Origin of the sequence: Rhizobium sp. B230/85 (assembly GCF_019355735.1) — a bacterium.
GTDB classification, from domain to species: Bacteria; Pseudomonadota; Alphaproteobacteria; order Rhizobiales; family Rhizobiaceae; genus Rhizobium; species Rhizobium rhododendri.
Genome location: NZ_CP072156.1, coordinates 2767040 through 2785870 on the forward strand (window position 1 = coordinate 2767040; position 18831 = coordinate 2785870).

Sequence of the window (18831 nt, forward strand, 5' to 3'; positions counted from 1 at the left end):
TTCAGACTAATAGGCAGCCAATTCGGCGCTGCCGAAGTCGGGCTCCACGCCCAGCAATGGCGCCGCCCTGGTGATGATATCGTGCACCATGGGTGCCGCTGTTTCAGCGGCAAGGTTCAGGTTATGTACGCCCGTCAGCGGCTGGTCGATGAAGGTCAGCACGACATATCTCGGGTTCCCCATGGGAAAGGCGCCCAGGAACGAATTGAAGCTGAGCTTGTGCGAATAGACACCGTGGATGACCTTGTTGGCGGTGCCCGTCTTGCCGCCGACATGATAGCCAGGCACGTCGGCTGTTCTGCCGGTGCCCTGCTCACCATTGAGGCGGAAGAGGTAGCGAATAGTGTCGCTTGTGCTCTTCTTGACGATCATCGTTTCGGTTTTTTCTGCATCTTCCTGGGTTCGCATCAGGAAGGTTGGCTCGATCAGCTTGCCGCCGTCGATGAGAGCAGCACCCGCGACGGCAGTCTGCATCGGCGTCGTAGCAACGCCGTGGCCGAATGCGATGGTGATGGAATTGAGCTTCTTCCAGACTTTCGGCTGGCTTGGCGCCTTCACCTCAGGCAGCTCCGTCTGCATCTTCGATAGCAGTCCGAAGCGGGTCAGGTAGGCCTTCTGGTTATCCATCCCGACCTTCTCCATCATCTTGGCAGTACCGATGTTGGACGAATAGCGGAAGATTTCCGGAATCGACAGGACACGACGCGGCACATCCCGGTCGTCATGGATTGTAAAGCCACCGTAGTGCAGGGGAGCGCTGGCGTCGAAGGTGTCGGTCAGCTTAACGAGGCCGGTATCGATGGCCATTGCCACCGAGAAGGTCTTGAAGACGGAGCCCATTTCGTCGGTGCCGTTAGACATCCGGTTGAGCCAACCATCGGAGCCATTGGCATTCGGTGCGTTAGGATCGAAATCGGGTGCCGAAGCCATGGCCAGGACTTCACCGGTGTGAATATCGAGGATGACCGCTCCGGCGGCCTGGGCCTTGTAGGTATTGATAGCATCCACGACGACATCGTGAACGATGTTCTGAACGCGGATATCGATCGACAGCTTCACCGGTTCAAGCGGTTCGCTGCTGGCAAGACCCGCCGACGTCAGGTCGGAAAGGCCCTGGTTGTCGAGATATTTCTCCATGCCGGCAACGCCATGATTGTCGATATCGACATAGCCGAGCACATGCGCAGCGGTGCTGCCGCCGGGGTAGAAGCGGCGGACTTCCGGGCGGAAGCCGATGGCGGGAAGTCCGAGGGCGAGGATTTCGCCCTGCTGCTTCGGTGTCAGCTGACGTTCCAGCCAGACAAAATGCGACCGCTTGTCGGACAGCTTGCGATAGGTTGATTTCCTGTCGAGATTGGGAAATATCTTCGTCAGCTTTTCGATGGTGTCGTCGACGTCGACCATCTTGATCGGCTCGGCATACATCGAGAAAGTCCGGATGTCGGTTGCCAGCAGCGCGCCGTTGCGATCCTCGATATCGGGACGCGAGGCCATGGCCGGACCTGCGGGAATGTTCGTCGTGTCTGCCTGCGGCTGCATGCCGAGGAAGATCAGCTTCCCGAACACCACGCAGTAGACGACGCAGAGAGTACCGGCGAGGATGCCGAGTCGCGACTTGCTCTGCCGTGACTTGCGGACATTGCCCTTCTTGGAATCCTTGCCGCGGGGGGCGCCAAGACTAAGCCTTATCAGGCGATCGCTGCGAAGCGTAAGGGCGTGGATAAGAGACATCGTCCAACTTTTTAACAGGCACGGATGCGGTTGAAGACGGCAACCTTATAATCAGATTAACTTAGCGTTAAGGATATTAAGAAACCGTAAAGCCGGAGGCACCGCTGCCCTCACGGTTCCGTTACGACCGCCTATCCACAAAAAAGCCGGCGAGGATAAGGCACCCGCCGGCTTTCTTTGTACAATACCAATGATCAACCGATTGCGGCTGTGACCGTGAACTCGACCTTGTATTTCGGTGCGGCGAGCTTTGCTTCGCTGGTGGCGCGGGCCGGCGTGTTGGCCGGATCGACCCAGGCTTCCCAGGCAGCGTTCATCTCGGCGAAATAGGACATGTCCGAGAGATAGATCAGCGTCTGCAGGATCTTGGACTTGTCGGTGCCGGCAGCCGCCAGCAGGCGGTCGACTTCGGCCAGCGCGTATTTGCACTGTTCGGTAACGGTTTCGCCTTCGCCGACCTGGCCAGCGAGATAGACGGTGTTGCCGTGGACGACTGCGCCGCTCATGCGGGCGCCGGGGTCGATGCGCTTGATGCTCATGTGGTTCTCCTGATGGTGGTCGAATTCTATGGTCGTGATGCCGCAGGGCGCGGCACCGGCAGGCATGTCCGCAGGATGCGGATTACATGCGCATATGCTTGGTCTTTTCGTAGATCGCCGTCGAGCGCGCGCCGGAGCGGCAATAGCCGAGCATCGGCCGCGGAAACTCGTCAAGCGCATCCATCATGCTGCTGACCGCTTCCTCGGTGACACCCATCGGGCCGACCGGCACATGCGCGACGATGAAGCCCAGTTCCTCGGCGCGCGTGGCGATATCGTCGAACAGCGGCTGATCCGGGCTTTCATGGTCTGGACGATGGCAGACGATCGACTCGAAGCCCATCGCCTTGATCTCGTCGAGATCGTCGACCGATATCTGACCTGTGACCGAGTATTGGTCGTCGATCTTGCGGATATCCATGGCACATTCCTCCTTGAGACCGGTCTTTGGGATCGGCTTTCTCTGAAACGGTAACGCTGATCTACGACGCGAGACCGCGAGCGTCAACCGCTCAGCGGGCCTCGACAAAGGCAAAGCTGAGGCCGAAATTCCGCCCCTCGCCCGGCTGCAAAATGTTGAACTCGCCGGCCTCTTCGAGCTCTGCGCGTGGTACCCATCGGTGCGACACCGGTTCGATGCCGAGCACATCGGCGGGTGCCTTCTGGTTGCGCCAGACCTGCAGAAACGGCAGCGTTTCGGTTGCAATCCGCACCCGCAGCGTCTTGCCGCCGATCTTCGCAATCGGCCCGAGAGAAACCTCGGAAAACCCGGCCTCCGTTGCCGGCGCCGGCACGCAGAATATGCCGCCGAGTTCCTCTCCGAAAGTCCAGGGAAAACCACCGCCTTCCAGCATTTGCCCGGTCAGGCGCACAGCGTCGTCGAACCATTTTCCACCGATGTTCATGTGATACATCAGGAAGACAGGCATCGGCTCGCTGCCAGTGTTGATCACCCGGTCCTCGAGGAAAACCTCGCCCGTCGCCCCGTCGATCCTCCACAAGCGCTCGAGCCGCGCTGTGCGTCCTTCGGCCGTCACCACGTCGACATCGGCCCGGCATTCTGCATTGCCATTGTCGAAGCGCGTCCAGAGCACCCGGGCAGGCGTCGCCGAAAAAGACCCGTGCAGCGGATAGGTCCGGCCGGCATGGGCACCCTGCATCGGTTCGCGATGGCGGATATGGTCCGGGCCGCAGGTGAACAGGAAACCCTCGACCGAATGGGAAATCCGCGCATCGCCATCGTCCGGAACGGCCTTGCCGGGCGCAAGGTCGATGCCATCGACGACACAGGCGCCGATATCCATGACCGACGCTTCGTCCAGGTTCAGCTTCGGCCCTTTAATGGCTGAAAATTCGATCATGCGCAGTACCCTCCCTTGCGCCGGCGCTGCCTGCCCGCCACCGCGCGTTATAACACTGTTAACCATACCGACCGTGGCCTGGATCACGAAATCAGGAGCCGGCAACCAATCCCGCAGCGCGGCGTTACGTCGATAACCACAACGTGACGAATTTTTATCTTTTATTCAGCATGCTGCCGAAATATTCCACACTCGTGTCAAGATTGAAGTGTGTGTGGCAACCGACGACCGATCAAGGACAGACCTAACGTGAACCGATTCTTCCAGACAGGCTTATCGCTGGCCGCCGTGCTTGCTGCTTCCGTCGCGACGCTCTCGCCCGTCGAGGCGCAGCAATACTATGGAGGCCAGAACAGTGACACGGTGCTGGTAGCACCCGATGGACGCATCCTTGAGCAGATCCCGGAACAGGGCGACGTCGTGATGACGCGCGACCGCCGCGGCAACCGCGTCCTCGTCGACCGCTACGGCACCGTCATCGCAACCGAAATGCGCGCCAGCACCTATTACCCCAAGGCTCCGAGCCGCGATGGATATGGCGGCGGCGACACGAACCGTTATGGCGATACCGAACTCAGCAGCAACCGCGGCTATGGCAACGATTACGGCAACGGCCAGCCAGACGATTTCTACGGCCAGCGGGAACCCGGCGCCGTCACCGGCGGCATTCCGGGCAGCGGCTCCATCGAACGGATACCTTTGGACAACCAGGGCATTCCGGATGCGCAGGGCAATGGCGGCGGAAATGGCGACTATGCGTCGCTCAACCCCGATGACGCGCCCGCGAGACCAAGAACGGTAGAGCCCGTCATCACCCTCAAGAACAAGTCGAAGATGGAGATCACCGCGCTCGAGGTGTTCCTCGATCGCAAGGGTATTTCACCCGGTGCCATCGACGGCCGGATCGGTGGCAACGTCACCAAGGCGATCTACGCCTACCAGCAAATGACCGGCCAGCAACTCGACCCGAACAACACCGACGCCATCCTCGAGGATCTCCGCAACTCGGGCGGCATGCCGATCGTCAACTACACGATCACGCCGGCAGACGCAGCCGGACCTTACGTGGCCGAAATTCCGGAAGACTATGCCAAGAAGGCAAGCCTGACGTCGCTCGGATACACCTCCACGACCGAAATGCTCGCCGAGCGCTTCCATATGGATGAGGGTTATCTGAAAGAAATCAATCCGGGCGTGGATTTCACCGTGCCGGGTGCGACGGTCAAGGTCGTCAACATCGGCCCGCCGAAGACCGGCGAAGTCGCCCGCATCGTCGCCGACAAGGCGCGCAAGCAGGTGTTCGCCTATGACGCCAGCGGCGCACTGATATCCGCCTATCCGGCATCGATCGGCTCGACCGACACCCCCTCGCCTTCGGGGACGGTCACCGTCGAGCGCGTCGCCTTCAATCCGGGCTACACCTACAATCCGAAGATCAATTTCAAGCAGGGCGCCAACGACAAGGTGCTGGACATTCCGCCAGGCCCGAACGGTCCGGTCGGTACTGTCTGGATGGCCCTATCGAAGCCGACCTACGGTATCCACGGCACACCGGAGCCTTCCAAGATCGGCAAGTCGCAGAGCCACGGCTGCGTGCGTCTGACGAACTGGGACGCAACGGAACTGGCAAAGATGGTCAAGCCGGGCACTGTCGTCGAATTCGTCGACTAGAAAAAATCAGACACGATAAAAAGCTGCCGGACATCCCTCCGGCAGCTTTTTTATTTGAAGAACGCGGGTTTTCAGGAACGAGCACTGCCTTCCTCGCATATTGACCAAGCGCGATAGGAAGTTCCGAAATGAAAGTTTGATGGCGGCATTGCGCCAACAGCTGCCATACTCAATTCAACTTTTGAAAGTCGGAAAAGGGGCAGGGAGGGGACTGGCGGCTTTGAACCAATTGAGGGCAATAGCAGACATCAATCGGCATTCGGCATTGCGGTGAACGGGGCATCGTTCGGGGTGTGTCCCGGAGTCAAACATAAAAGGGAAAATCAGCACACCGCCGGCATTGGGCCTGCGTTTTGTTGATAACTACGAGTTTCGACACCCCATCGATTGTATGTTACGTGTGCTAGTATAGGTTGCGGGCTGCTGCCATTGTCGCAAACACCTCCAAGTAAAGCTTTGATTATGCACCAAGCTGGCCCGCCGAAAACTGTGCTTCAAACGATACTGGATTGGTCGCAAGGGCGTCCATTGTGGCAGCGAGATGCACTGCGGCGTATTGTAACGGGTGGTACACTTGATGCTGCGGCCATCGACCAAGTTTTGGACCTCTGTAAGAAAGAGCACGGCGCGCCCGATATCTCACTGATGGCCGCAGCGCTGGAAGCGGTGCATTTGCCTGCGAACCCCGGTAACGGCGCAACCATCGCATTAGTCTCCCTCGGCGATGTCGTCGGCGTGAACCAATTGGCTCCGAGGCAGACCCTTACGTTCGAACAACAGGGCCTGACAGTTGTTTACGGACCAAACGGAGCCGGCAAATCGGGATATGGGCGAGTGTTGAAGCGTGCCTGCAGGGCACGCAAAGCCGGTGAAATTATGCCCGACGCATTTTCCTTAACGATCGGCGGCAAGGCCACGGCCAGTTTTACAATCTCGCAAGACGGCGTGCAGCAGTCTGTGCTGCCATGGGAGGACAACAAGAATCCTGATCCGGTGCTTTCTGCCGTTAGCGTGTTCGACCGCGAATGCGGCGCAGTCCACATCCAGGACAAGACAGAGGTTGCCTTCCGGCCGTTCGGGCTCGACATTCCCGACGACCTCGCGGCGGTCTGCACGCAGATCAAAGTGCTGCTACAGGCCGAAGAGACCCAGTTCAAGGCGCTCCGCGATCCCGTGTTCGAGATGCCTACTTGGCGGGCGACCACAGCCGTCGGGCGTATCATGTCCAATCTCAAGCACAATACCAAGCTGGAGCCGCTGGCGACCCTCGCAGTCATGACCGATGCCGAACGGGCACGGCTCCAGCAACTCACCGAAGACCTCGCCAAAAATCCGGTTGAGGCCGCCGCCGAGCAGCACCAGTTTGCCGATGGTATCGCGAGGGTCCTGCGCTATCTCAGAAAGGTTGAGGAATACTATTCCGACGACGCTCTCAACACGCTGAAATCGCTTGCAGACGATGCCAGAACCAAACGGTTTGCCGCGACGATCGCCGCGGAAAACGCCTTCAAGGACGCCACCTTCCCCGGCGTCGGCGCGGAAGTATGGCGGGAGCTATGGGAGGCGGCGCGGCACTATTCTAAGCATGTTGAGCGGCAGTTCCCGGCGGCGGAAGGTGAACACTGCATATTGTGCCATCAGCCGCTCAGCGCCGAGGCCGGTGCGCGGCTGGGCGGCTTCGAGGGTTTCATCCGCGATGATACGGAAAAGCAGGCTGACGCGGCCGAGAAGGTCTATATGAATACACTCAAAGAGTTCCGGATGCGTAAACCGGATATTCGGCTAGTGGCGGACATACGCAGGCGGATTTCCATCCAGCGCGCTGATGTCGCCGCCGAGGTGCTGCGCTTTATGGCCACCGCCGATCTGCGTAGACTACAGTGTCTGCGAGACATCGAGCACAGCGTTGTCATGACACTGTCGCCGATGTCGGTGATCCCGGAAGCAGAGCTGCTGGCACTTGAAAGTGACACCCGTACCTATGCCGGCCAGTTAGAGGCGGCAGCCGATGTCGTAGGCCGTCAGATCCTGCAGGCCGAGCATGACGAGCTCGAAGACCGAGCTGCAGCTACCGCCCTTCACGCGGTCGCCATGAAGGAGGTCAAGCGGCTGGCAAAGCTCGAGCGCATTGCCAAGTGCCTGGGGCAGACCGCGACGACAACTATCACGAAACTTGGCAACGCACTTGCCGATGATATCATTACTCCCCGGATGCGTGATCGCTTCCAGAGAGAGATCGTCAGGCTTGCGGCGGAAAAGGTGCGTGTTGAAGTGGTGCGTTCCGGCGGCCAGTACGGCTCGCCAAACTACCAAATCCGTCTGTTCGCAAATCCCAAGACCAAGGTGCATCTGGTGCTGAGTGAAGGCGAGCAAACCTGCGTAGCACTGGCGGCTTTCCTGACCGAGCTCGCGACAGCCACACACAAGTCCGCACTCATCTTCGACGACCCTGTGACATCGCTCGACCACCGCTGGCGTAAGAAGGTCGCGCAAAGGCTCGTGGAGGAGGCGAAGGAACGTCAAATTATTGTTTTCACCCACGACCTGGTGTTCGTGAACGATCTGAATGACAACGCCCGCGGCCAAGGCATTCCCGCCAAGCTTGCAAACCTTTCACGCGGCCCGGAAGGTACTGGTATCGTGGGCGATGGATTGCCGTGGGATCATGCTGGCGTCAAGGCGCGCTTGGACCGGCTCGAGAAAGACCAACGGGCTGCCAAGGCTCTTTATGATGCCAACGACGAGGACGGCTACCGCAGCTCCGCCGTCAGACTTTACGGTTTTCTGCGGGCCACGTGGGAGCGCGCGCTCGAGGAGATCGTTTTCGCAGGTGTGCTGATGCGGCACCGGGATTACATTGATACCAAGCATTTGAAGAAGGTCACCGCGCTTTTGGAGACGGATACGGAAGCGTTCCGAGCAGCGTTTAATAAATGCAGCGACTTCATCGAGGCGCATGATCCGTCGCGCGTTCGTAATGAGGAGCCACCGCCACCTTCGGAGATCTCGGACGATATTAAGGCCCTAAAGGACTGGGCCGACGCTCTTCGTATTCGGCAGAATGCAGTAGCATAGTCATTCTGAGGCCCGCGTAGGAAACATGGCGCGGCAGCGAGGCTATGCCCGCTCTCGGGCGCGTGCCACTACAACATCTACGACTGCCATGAAGGCGCTAGGCCGACGTTGGCTTAGCGCCTCCTCGATGGCTGCTTCGGGCCGACAGCAGACTTCAGCCGTTTGTTCGTCCAGAATAATTCCACGGCATCGGCGGCGCTGACCGCTCAGCCGTCTGGCAAAGCGAGCCTCCGGATCGAGCCCAGGCAGTTCAGCCTCGATCCAATACAGCTCTGCAAGCCACTTAACGACTGAGCCGTTGCGGGTCATCTCGACCAGCTCGCGCCAGGCGTGCGCCCTGCAATACGCAAGCCGGATGTCCGGGCCAACGCGCCCTGGCCTGTCTGCTTTTCAGGCCGCGCGGGACATCAGTCGATGGGCTGCGATGCGGGCTGAGGAGGTGAGGCGGACGGGCAGTTTCGCCAGCATCTCCTCGGCGAATTCGCTGGCATTGTGGCGCGCCTTTTCGAGGTTGCTTACCCTGGTCGGGTCGAGCGTCTGCAGAGTACCGCCAACGTCGAAGATATCGCGGAAGGCCGAGCGTTCGACGATCGGCGTTTCCAGCACCGATACCTGACGCTGGTTGAGCAGCGTCTTGACGGTCTGCAGGGCGCGGGTCGTCACCATCGAATTGACACGCGTGAGCACGACGGAATGGTCGATGTGGATGCCGCCCTTCTGTGCGAGGTATTGCAGCAGTTCCAGCACCTGCGCCCCGCCGCGAGCATCCATGGCGCAGCCCTGGATCGGGATCAGCACATGGTCCGACAGGCCGATGGCGGTTGCCAGCAGCGGAGTGCGCGTGCCCGGCAGGTCGATGATGAAATAATCGGTCGATGCCTGGTTCTCGCGGATATGCAGCGGCAGCGACGTGGCGGTGACGAAGTCGATAACGGAGATATTGGCAACCGGCCCGGACATCTCGCTCCAATGCGAAATCCAGTGCTGCGGATCGGCATCGAGGATGGTGACGCGATAGCCTCTGCGAGCCAGTTCGGTCGAAAGCAGCAGAACCGCAGTGGTTTTACCGGCGCCGCCCTTGGTATTGGCAAATGTGATGACTGGCATGGTATGTCCTAGGCAAAGGGAGCTTCACCATCGCTCCGGCTTGCACCGGGGGTCATGGTGCGTTTAACCATCCTTTCGAATTATGGTTAACAAAGTACAAACGTCGCCACCCTCATTTCATGCGGACATTCTCATAATCACATCCGAACAGCGAGATGCAGCCTCAAGACCGGGAGCGCTTTCGCCTCCCCCGGCCGTCGTCTGGGCTCGCTCCAGCGGCTAGAAGCAATCGCGAAACAGCGTCTTTGTGTTTTCCAGCGTCAGCGGAACAGGATTGCCACCGGCGCTGGGATCTTCGATCGCCATCGCTGCGAGATCGTCGATCCGGTCGCTGGCGATCCCCATTTTGGTGAGGTTATCCGGGACACCGAGATCGGCCCGCAGTTGCAGCACGTAGTCGTAAAACCCGTCGAACCCGCCGGAAATACCGAGATAGGCAGCAGCTCGGGCGATCTTCTCCTCGATCGGCTTCCTGTTGAAGCGCAGCACAGCCGGCATGACGACAGCGTTGGTCATGCCATGGTGGGTATTGTAGACGGCGCCGATCGGGTGGGAAAGCGCGTGGATGGCGCCAAGCCCTTTCTGGAAGGCGACCGCACCCATGGCGGCAGCCGCCATCATGTTGGCGCGGGCCTCGAGATCGGTGCCCTCCCTGACTGCGCGCGGCAGGAACTCCTTCACCAGCCGCATGCCCTCGAGCGCGATACCGGCCGACATCGGATGATAGAAGGGCGAGGAGTAAGCCTCGAGGCAATGGGCAAAGGCATCCATGCCCGTGCCAACGGTGATGATCTTCGGCATCCCGACCGTCAGTTCCGGGTCGGAAATGACGACGCCGGGCAGGAACTTCGGGTGGAAGATGATCTTTTTGACATGCGTCACCGAATTGGTGATGACGCTGGCCCGGCCAACTTCCGAGCCCGTGCCCGCTGTGGTGGGCACCGCAACGATGGGCGCGATACCGTCGACGTTGGCGCGCGTCCACCAGTCGCCAATATCCTCGAAATCCCAGACCGGGCGCGTCTGCGCCACCATGAAGGCGACGCACTTGCCGAGATCGAGGCCAGAGCCACCACCGAAGGCGACGACACCATCATGGCCACCATCCTTGAAGGCCTTGACGCCGGCTTCCAGGTTTTTCTCGTTCGGGTTCGGGTCGACTTCGGCAAACATCGCCCGCCCGAGGCCCGCTTCTTCCAGAATGTCGAGAGCCGTCTTGGTGATCGCCATAGTCGCGAGACCACGGTCGGTAATGAACAGCGGCTTCTTCATTCCGAGGCTCTTGCAGGCCTCGGCCAGCTCCGAAATACGGCCACGGCCGAGCTTCAGGGAGGTCGGATAGCTCCAGTTGGCAGTAATCGCGCTCATGCTGTCACCTTCTTCAGATGGTAGGATTTGGGACGTGTCAGATTGTGGAAGCCAAGTACGGACAGCGAGCCGCCACGACCCGTTTGCTTGACGCCGGTCCAGCAAAGCGCAGGATCGAGATAGTCGGCGCGGTTCATGAACACGGTGCCGGTCTCGATCTCGCGGCCAAGCCGGGCTGCCCGATCCGAATCCTGCGTCCAGAGCGACACCGTCAGCCCGTACTGGCTGTCGTTCATCAGTTCGAGCGCTTCGGCGTCGCTTTTCACCTTCATGATACCGACCGCCGGACCGAAGGTTTCCTCGCGCATGAACGCCATGGAGTGATCGACATCGACGAGGATCTGCGGCGCGAGATAGGCACCTCCGTCATCGGCCGGAAACAGTTTCGGGTCGACCAGCGCCTTCGCACCCTTGCCGACGGCATCTGCAATCTGTTCGTGGACAACCTTGGCAAAGCGCTTGTGCGCCATCGGCCCGAGCGTCGTTTCCGGGTCGAGCGGGTTGCCAAGCTTGTAGTTCGATACCCAGGCAACGGATTTTTCGACGAAGGCATCATAGAGGGTTTCGTTGACGTAGATGCGCTCGATCCCGCAGCAGCACTGGCCGGAATTGAAGGTGGCCCCGTCCATCAGCGTGTCGACAGCCGCGTCCAGATCGGCGTCCTCCATAACGTAGCCTGGATCCTTGCCGCCAAGCTCCAGGCCAAGCCCGGTAAAGGTGCCGGCCGCAGCCCGCTCGACGGCGCGACCGCCTGCGACCGAACCGGTGAAATTGATGAAATTGAAGCTGCCTTCGGAGATCAACGCGTCGGCGATATCGTGCTCGAGAAAGACATTCTGGAACACATCGGCAGGCACGCCAGCCTCGACAAAGGCCTGCACCATGCGCTCGCCAACCAACAGCGTCTGGGCCGCATGCTTCAGGATGATGACATTGCCAGCCATCAGCGCCGGGGCAATCGTGTTGATCGCCGTCATGTAGGGGTAGTTCCAGGGTGCTATGACGAAGACCACGCCGTGCGCCTCCCGCTCGATGCGGCGTTCGAAGGTTGCACTGTCCTCGACCACCAGCGGCGCAAGCGCGTCGGCTGCAATGGCCGCTACATAGTTCGAGCGCTCGTTGAAGCCGCGGAACTCGCCGCCATACTTGATCGGCCGCCCCATCTGCCAGGCCAGTTCCGGCACGACGGCATCGACCATCTCGTTCAGCCGCGCCACGCCCTTCATCACCAGTTGCACGCGATCTTCCAACGGCCGGCGCGCCCAGTCCTTCTGCGCCTTGCGGGCGCGGGCGACAGCCTCCCTCGCCACTTCCAGCGACAGGCCGGGGCGCTCGGCATAGACCTCGCCGTTAACCGGCGAAATGCATTGAATCATGCTCATTCTCTCTGCTCCAAAAGGCTCAACAAGCCAATGTCTTGACGTGACCGGCGGCACCATAGGCTAGGATCGCACGGTCGCGGGTGATAATTGTCAGGTCGTGTTCGCGGGCGGTCGTCTGGCATGGCCAAGTGCCGCAAGGGCAAGGGGCAACAGCGATTCATTCCGAGCGCTGTCGATGTGTCCCATGGCGGCCTCCAAAGATCGTGGGCGAGCCTAGCATAGTGCCTCCATGGCAACAACAAAGCACAACCATTGCGATTATCTCAAGCCCGCTCGAACCCTCTCGCCACTTCCCAGTCCGTAACGCGCCGGTCAAAATCTTCCTGCTCCCATTCGCCTGCGCGGGTATAGTGATCGATGACATCGTCGCCGAGGGCTGCGCGCAACATCTTCGATTCCGTCATGGCAACCGTTGCATCCCGCAAGGTCCGGGGGACTTCGCGCACGTTGCGGGCGGCGTAGGCGTCGCCGACGAACGCCGGCTCCAGCGCCATCTTGTTCTCGATCCCGTCAATGCCTGCCGCAAGTAGGGCCGCGAAGGCGAGGTAGGGATTGAGGTCCGAGCCTCCGACACGGCATTCGATGCGGATGGCCTTGCTGTCGGCGCCGCAAAGACGATAGCCAGCCGTCCGGTTATCTGTGCTCCAGACGGCCTTGGTCGGCGCAAAAGTGCCCGCCACGAAGCGCTTGTAGGAGTTGATGTAGGGCGCCAGGAAATAGGTGATCTCGCCGGCATGGGCGAGTTGGCCGGCAATGTAATGCTGCATCAGGGACGACATGCCGTGCTCGGCCTTTTCGTCGAAGAACAAAGGCGTCTTGCCATCGGCGCTCCACAGCGACTGGTGGACGTGCGACGAACTGCCGGCAGATGCGGCGCTCCACTTTGCAAGGAAGGTGATGGACTTGCCCTGGGACCAGGCGATCTCCTTGCAGCCGTTCTTGATGATGACGTGGCGGTCCGCCATCGTCAGCGCGTCGGCATAACGGACATTGATCTCTTCCTGCCCGGCCGATGCTTCTCCCTTGGAATTTTCGACCGGGATGCCGGCGCCCTGCAGGCCCTTGCGGATAGCGCGCATGACGCCTTCTTCCTTGGTCGTCTGGAAGATGTGGTAGTCTTCGTTATAGGCGCTGGCGAGCGGCAGGTTGCGATATCCGGATGCCTGCGCCTGCTCGTAGCTCTGGTCGAACAGAAAGAATTCCAGCTCGGTCGCCATGAAGGCCTTCATACCCATCGCTTCAAGCCGTGCCACCTGCTTCTTAAGAATCGCGCGTGGCGAATGCGGCACGTCGGCATGGGTGTGGTGGTCGAGAACGTCGCAAAGCACCAGCGCCGTCCCCTCTAGCCACGGAATGCGGCGAAGCGTCGAAAGATCCGGCTTCATGGTGTAGTCGCCATAGCCCTTTTCCCAGCTTGTCGACGCATAGCCGGAGACGGTTTCCATCTCCATGTCGGTCGCCAGCAGGTAATTGCAGCTGTGCGTTTCCTTCCAGGCGCTCTCGAGAAAAAACTCGGCCTGAAACCGCTTGCCCATCAGCCTGCCCTGCATATCCACCTGGCATGCGAGAACCGTGTCGATGCGCCCTTCGGCCACATCCTTCTTCAAATCGTCAAACGTATAGATGCTGCTCATAAAATCCGCCCTGACCCTTTAAATTCTGCGATCTCGTCGGTCTTGCGTCCGACGCCCCTACCGACCGCCCTGGCGAGGAGCCGCCCGAAGGCGACCCCTCATGGCTCGATTATCGCTCAGATTTCCCCGACTGCCTTCTCGGCAGCAGCAATGCTTGCCGCGCGACGGGCGACTTCCTCGCCGATCGGTGGCCCCTTGAAGCGCCGGTTCTCGAACACCAGCCAGACGATCGCCGTCAGCACGAGAAAGCCGACGGTGATGTAGAGTGCCCAGTCGTTCGGCGGCTGTACGCCGATAACGAACATCACCACCATCGAGATCAGCGCCAGCACCGCCACGACGCGGAACAAGGTCGGACCGATGCTCCATGGACCCATTTTCGGCCATTTCGGCGTGCCGTAGGCGAGAAGGCCGAGGCCGATCGGAACGGCGAAAGAGAGAAACAGGAAGATTACCGTGCAAGACACGACGATGGCATAGGCCGAGGATTCGCCGATGGTGATCACCGAGGTGAGCCAGACGAACAGCACCGACAGGATCGATCCCGTCCAGATCGCAGCAACCGGCGTGCGGAACTTGGGGCTGACCTTGGCAAGCGTGCTGGAGCCCGGAAGGCCCTTGTCACGCGAGAAGGCATAGATCATCCGCGACACGGATGTCACCGTCGCCAGGCCGCAGAGGAACTGCGATACGAAGATGGCGATGTAGAGGATGATCTTGACCGTCGGGTTGACCTGGCTGTCCATCGCCCAGAAAAACACGTTCCAGCCCTGCTTGGCAGCATCTTCCATGTTGGGCAGCACCAGAACGAAGGCGCATAGCATGATGTAGCCTATGACCGAGGCCCAGACTGCGGCAGAGACCATGCCCTTCGGCACCGAGACGGATGCCTTCACGGTTTCTTCCGACGTATGGGCCGAGGCGTCGTAGCCGGTGATGGTGTAGATCGGCAGCAGCAGACCGAGCGCAAAGACCCAGGCACCCGAAACGGCCGGCCAGACCGGCGGCCCGCTCTGTGTTCCGTCCGCAGCCATCGTCGCCAATCCGGAATAGTTGGTGAAGGTGAACAACCGCGAGAACTCATAGGACGGCGCGCAGATCAGGCACACCACGGTCAGCGCCAGAGCCGCGCCGAGGATGAGATAGCCGGACATGTCGGTGAGCTTGGCGGTGAGCCCGATGCCCATGTGGTTGACCAGCGCCATGATGGCGGTGATCACGGCGACGAAGGTGATACGAACCACCACCGTATCCTCCATGCCGAAATAGGTGCCGAAGGCACCGAAGAAGAAGTAATAGGTGCCGACATTGATGGCACCGAGAACGGTGATCAGGCCAAGCAGGTTCAGCCAGGCCGACAGCCAGCCTGTGAAGCGGTTGCCGAGGATGGAGCCCCAGTGATAGAGGCCACCGGCTGTCGGATAAGCCGACGAAATCTGTGCCAGAGCCAGCGCGAAGAAGATCGACATCAGGCAACCGACCGGCCAGCCGATGCCGATGGCGATGCCGCCTGCCCCGGAAGTCGCCTGCGCCAGCGAATTGATACCCCCCGACATGATGCAAATAATGGAAAATGAAATCGCGAAATTCGAGAACGAACTCATCCGTCGCTCGAGCTCCTGGGCGTAGCCCATGGAGTGCAGGATGCCGACATCCTGCTTCTTATCCAATTCGGTATAATCCGACATGTGAAACGTCCCCTTCAACCGAAAGTCCGCGGAATTGCGGACCGTCCCCTTTTATGGCGTGGCAAATATGTTGCCCCGCCTGCCGCAGTTTGACTGTTCCCCGGGGTCTTTATTGTTCAGGCGTCCAGGCTACGCTGGATCAGCCCTGTCAGATAATCGGCCATGACCCCTTGGCCGACATCATCCACGATCAGGTCGTTGCGGACCTCGATCATGACATTCTTCAAATCGTTCGATACGCCGTGTAGTTGCAACGTGTGGGTAACCCCGTGTTGCGGCCCGTAGGGCTGGTTTCGCTCCGTTCGATAGAGCGGCGCTTCGCCTGCCAGCGCCAGCATGCGGTTCGCCAGCCGGTCATCCGTATCGTGCAGGATGCCGAGTTCGACCTCACGGTACCGGCCGTCATAAATCGGCGTGAAACTATGAATTGTGACAATGACGCTGGCCATCCCCAGCGCCGTCCGGCGCAAGAGTAAATCGCGGATACGTTGATGAAACGGCACATACAGCGCTTCGGTCCGCGCCCTGCGCTCCTCGCTATCCAGCTGTCGATTGCCCGGAATATCATAGATTTCGCTCACCTCCGGCATGGCTGCGGGAGACTCCGGCGGACGGTTGCAATCGTAAATCAGCCGCGAAAAGCGCTGGTAGACCAAAGGCGCATCGAGATTGCGAGACAGTCCCCTCGCAACGGCCAAAGCACCCGGATCCCAGGCGATGTGGCTGTTCCGCGCTTCTTCGGACAGGCCGAGATCGCCAAACCGCTCCGGCAACCTGGAGGATGCGTGCTCACAAATCACCACGACCGGGCTGCGACCATCGGGTCGCTCGACGGCAACACATTCCCCTTCTTGTTCGCTCAGCACAGCCTGATGCATCAGCATCCCGGCCCTCCACCCAAAGTTTAACAAAACCTTCACAGAAAAGAATTCTTCAGCTTATGGCGAGTGTCAACCGTAAACTGAAATTATCTCTTCAATTTAGACATTGACTCGATATGTGACAGCGTTGTTTAAAGTGTCATGGAGACAGGCAAAGACCGTCCCTGGGGGCTAAAATAGAGTGATCAACGCATCGAAAACCGTGGCTGACGTTATCCATGCCCATTTCGATGGGCTGACGCGGGCCGAGAAGCAGCTGGCGGAAAGCCTGCTGGACAATTACCCTGTCTCGGGCTTGGGAAGCATCACCACGGTTGCAGAAAATGCACGCGTCTCGACGCCGACTGTTGCGCGCATGGTGCAGAAACTCGGCTTCAAGGGCTATCCGGAATTCCAGTCCCATCTGCACCAGGAGGTCGAGGCAACGATCTCCAATCCGCTGACAAAACGCGGGCGCTGGGCAAGCAATGCTCCGGGCACGCATATTCTCAATCGCTTCGCCGATGCCATCAGCGCCAACCTGCGCCAGACGCTTACCGATCTCGATACAGCCACCTTCGACAGCGTCGTCTCCCTGCTTTGCGAGAGCCGCCGCGAGCTTTATTTCGTCGGTGGACGCATAACCGGCGCACTGGCAGAATACTTTTTCACGCACATGCAGGTGATCCGCGCCAACACGACGCTGCTATCCGCCAATTCGAGTTCATGGCCGCAATATGTGCTCAACATGAACCCAGGCGACCTGCTCATCATCTTCGACATCAGGCGCTATGAGCTTGAAATGGTGAGCCTGGCCGCCGCCGCCCGCCGCCGCGGCGCCGAGATCATCGTCTTCACGGACCAGTGGGCCTCGCCCGCCTCCAAACACGCAAAGCATACCTTCCGCGTCCAGATCGAGGCGCCGTCCGCCTGGGACTCCTCTGTGGTCACACTGTTCATCGTCGAGGCTCTCATCGAGGCCGTCCAGAACTCGACCTGGGACGAGACGAGCGAGCGCATGAAGACACTGGAAGGCCTGTTCGAACAGACCAAGCTCTTTCGTAAAATCGGCTAGAGGAGAAGAAAAAAGGTCGGCAACACGACCACGCCGAAAACGGCTGATGCCATCGATATTCGAGCGCAGGGAGACGCGCCAACATCCCGGCAATTTCCCGCTAATCGGGTGCAAAACAACCGTCACACAAGCTTCACGCAATGTCATTAACAGCTTCGCCAGACACTGAAGATCAAGGAGAACAACAGTGACCAGATCTATTCATCGCCTCCTTTCGCTCTCGACCGCAATCGTCATGGCGTCCACCGCCATAGCCTCTGCCGCGCCGAGCGACGACCTCATTGTAGCCGCCAAAAAAGAAGGCTCGCTGACCACGATCGCCCTGCCGCACGACTGGTGCGGCTACGGCGACGTCATCGCAGGCTTCAAGGCCAAATACGGCCTGACCGTCAACGAACTGAACCCGAACGCAGGTTCCGGCGACGAAATCGAAGCCATCAAGGCCAACAAGGGCAACAAGGGCCCACAGGCCCCTGATGTCATCGACGTAGGCCTGTCCTTTGGTCCATCCGCCAAGAAGGACGGCCTGCTGCAGCCTTACAAGGTTTCCACATGGGACTCGATCCCTGACAGCGCCAAGGATTCCGAAGGCTACTGGTACGGCGATTACTACGGCGTTCTGGCCATCGGCGTGAACAAGGACGTCGTCAAGGAAAGCCCGAAGAGCTTTGCCGATCTGACGGACTCCAAATATGCCAACGCAGTTGCCATGCCTGGCGACCCGCGCACCGGCAACAGCTCGATGATGACCGTTTACGCGGCCGGCACGGCCAAGGGCGGCAAGGGCGGCGCTGAAACAGCCAAGCTCGGCACTGCATTCATGAAGGACCTCAAGGCCAGCGGTAACCTGGTACCGGTCAACGGCAACGCCCAGAACATGGCGCAGGGCACCACGCCGGTCCTGTTCGACTGGGACTACAATGTCCTTGCCATGCGCGACAAGCTCGCCGGCAACCCGCCGATGGATGTCATCGTACCATCTGACGCCGTCATCGCCGGTGTCTACGTTCAGGCGATCTCCGCATTTGCGCCTCACCCGAACGCTGCCAAGCTCTGGATGGAATACCTTTATTCGGACGAAGGTCAGGTCGGCTGGCTGAAGGGCTATTGCCACCCGATCCGCTTCACCGACATGGCGACCCGCAAGGTCATCCCCCAGGCACTGCTCGACAAGATGCCAGCGGCCGAAGGCTATGCAAAGGCCATCTTCCCGACCCTCGAGGAGCAGTCTGCAGCCAAGGCCGTCGTTGCTTCCGATTGGTCCAAGGAAATGGGCGCCAAGTAATCGGATCGATAATCTCGCGCGGATGCCGGCACCAGCCGGCATCCGTTTTCATTAC

Annotated in this window: 14 protein-coding genes; 4 read left to right on the forward strand and 10 right to left on the reverse strand. The window is 59.9% G+C overall.

The genetic code is table 11. The features are described from left to right. Positions 1-6: 6 nt before the first annotated feature. The 4 genes from J5289_RS13395 to J5289_RS13410 all read right to left on the reverse strand — a co-directional run bounded on the left by J5289_RS13395 (position 7) and on the right by J5289_RS13410 (position 3631). Positions 7-1731 (reverse strand): penicillin-binding protein 2, encoded by a 1725-nt coding sequence (locus J5289_RS13395; protein ID WP_209184196.1) that lies wholly within the window; start codon positions 1729-1731, stop codon positions 7-9. A 194-nt stretch (positions 1732-1925) separates the two neighbouring features. Next, positions 1926-2270, reverse strand: a complete 345-nt coding sequence (locus J5289_RS13400) for a RidA family protein (RefSeq protein WP_111223016.1) — start codon at positions 2268-2270, stop codon at positions 1926-1928. Between the two features lie 82 nt (positions 2271-2352). After that, positions 2353-2691, reverse strand: a complete 339-nt coding sequence (locus tag J5289_RS13405) for a beta-lactamase hydrolase domain-containing protein (RefSeq protein ID WP_142823227.1) — start codon at positions 2689-2691, stop codon at positions 2353-2355. Positions 2692-2782: 91 nt separating this feature from the next. Continuing rightward, positions 2783-3631, reverse strand: coding sequence for a DUF4432 family protein (locus J5289_RS13410; RefSeq protein ID WP_209184197.1), 849 nt, complete (start codon positions 3629-3631; stop codon positions 2783-2785). A 249-nt stretch (positions 3632-3880) separates the two neighbouring features. Here J5289_RS13410 and J5289_RS13415 point away from each other — a divergent pair, with 249 nt between their 5' ends. After that, positions 3881-5302, forward strand: coding sequence for a L,D-transpeptidase (locus J5289_RS13415; protein ID WP_209184198.1), 1422 nt, complete (start codon positions 3881-3883; stop codon positions 5300-5302). Between the two features lie 645 nt (positions 5303-5947). Next, a complete protein-coding gene (locus tag J5289_RS13420; protein ID WP_247750653.1) occupies positions 5948-8377 on the forward strand; it encodes an AAA family ATPase in 2430 nt (809 codons plus the stop codon). A 390-nt stretch (positions 8378-8767) separates the two neighbouring features. Here J5289_RS13420 and J5289_RS13425 read toward each other — a convergent pair whose 3' ends face one another. From J5289_RS13425 to J5289_RS13450, 6 genes are all read right to left on the reverse strand, one after another. Continuing rightward, entirely contained in the window at positions 8768-9484 is a 717-nt protein-coding gene (locus tag J5289_RS13425) for a ParA family protein (RefSeq protein WP_209184200.1), read from the reverse strand. A gap of 219 nt (positions 9485-9703) precedes the next feature. Beyond that, positions 9704-10852, reverse strand: a complete 1149-nt coding sequence (locus J5289_RS13430; protein WP_209184201.1) for an iron-containing alcohol dehydrogenase — start codon at positions 10850-10852, stop codon at positions 9704-9706. After that, on the reverse strand, positions 10849-12234 hold the full coding sequence (locus J5289_RS13435) for an aldehyde dehydrogenase family protein (RefSeq protein ID WP_209206516.1): 1386 nt from the start codon (positions 12232-12234) through the stop codon (positions 10849-10851). Before J5289_RS13435 ends, J5289_RS13430 begins: the two co-directional genes overlap by 4 nt. Positions 12235-12497: 263 nt before the next feature. Then, positions 12498-13868 (reverse strand): glutamine synthetase family protein, encoded by a 1371-nt coding sequence (locus J5289_RS13440; protein WP_209184203.1) that lies wholly within the window; start codon positions 13866-13868, stop codon positions 12498-12500. A 116-nt stretch (positions 13869-13984) separates the two neighbouring features. After that, the gene (locus J5289_RS13445) at positions 13985-15556 is read right to left on the reverse strand and encodes an amino acid permease (protein ID WP_209184204.1); all 1572 of its coding nucleotides are present in this window, start codon (positions 15554-15556) and stop codon (positions 13985-13987) included. 116 nt (positions 15557-15672) lie between these two features. After that, positions 15673-16440, reverse strand: a complete 768-nt coding sequence (locus J5289_RS13450; RefSeq protein WP_209206515.1) for an N-formylglutamate amidohydrolase — start codon at positions 16438-16440, stop codon at positions 15673-15675. Positions 16441-16618: 178 nt separating this feature from the next. Here J5289_RS13450 and J5289_RS13455 point away from each other — a divergent pair, with 178 nt between their 5' ends. Further along, complete coding sequence (locus J5289_RS13455; protein ID WP_111222809.1) at positions 16619-17491, forward strand: MurR/RpiR family transcriptional regulator; 873 nt, start codon at positions 16619-16621, stop codon at positions 17489-17491. A 187-nt stretch (positions 17492-17678) separates the two neighbouring features. After that, entirely contained in the window at positions 17679-18776 is a 1098-nt protein-coding gene (locus tag J5289_RS13460; RefSeq protein ID WP_209184206.1) for an ABC transporter substrate-binding protein, read from the forward strand. Positions 18777-18831: the final 55 nt, after the last annotated feature.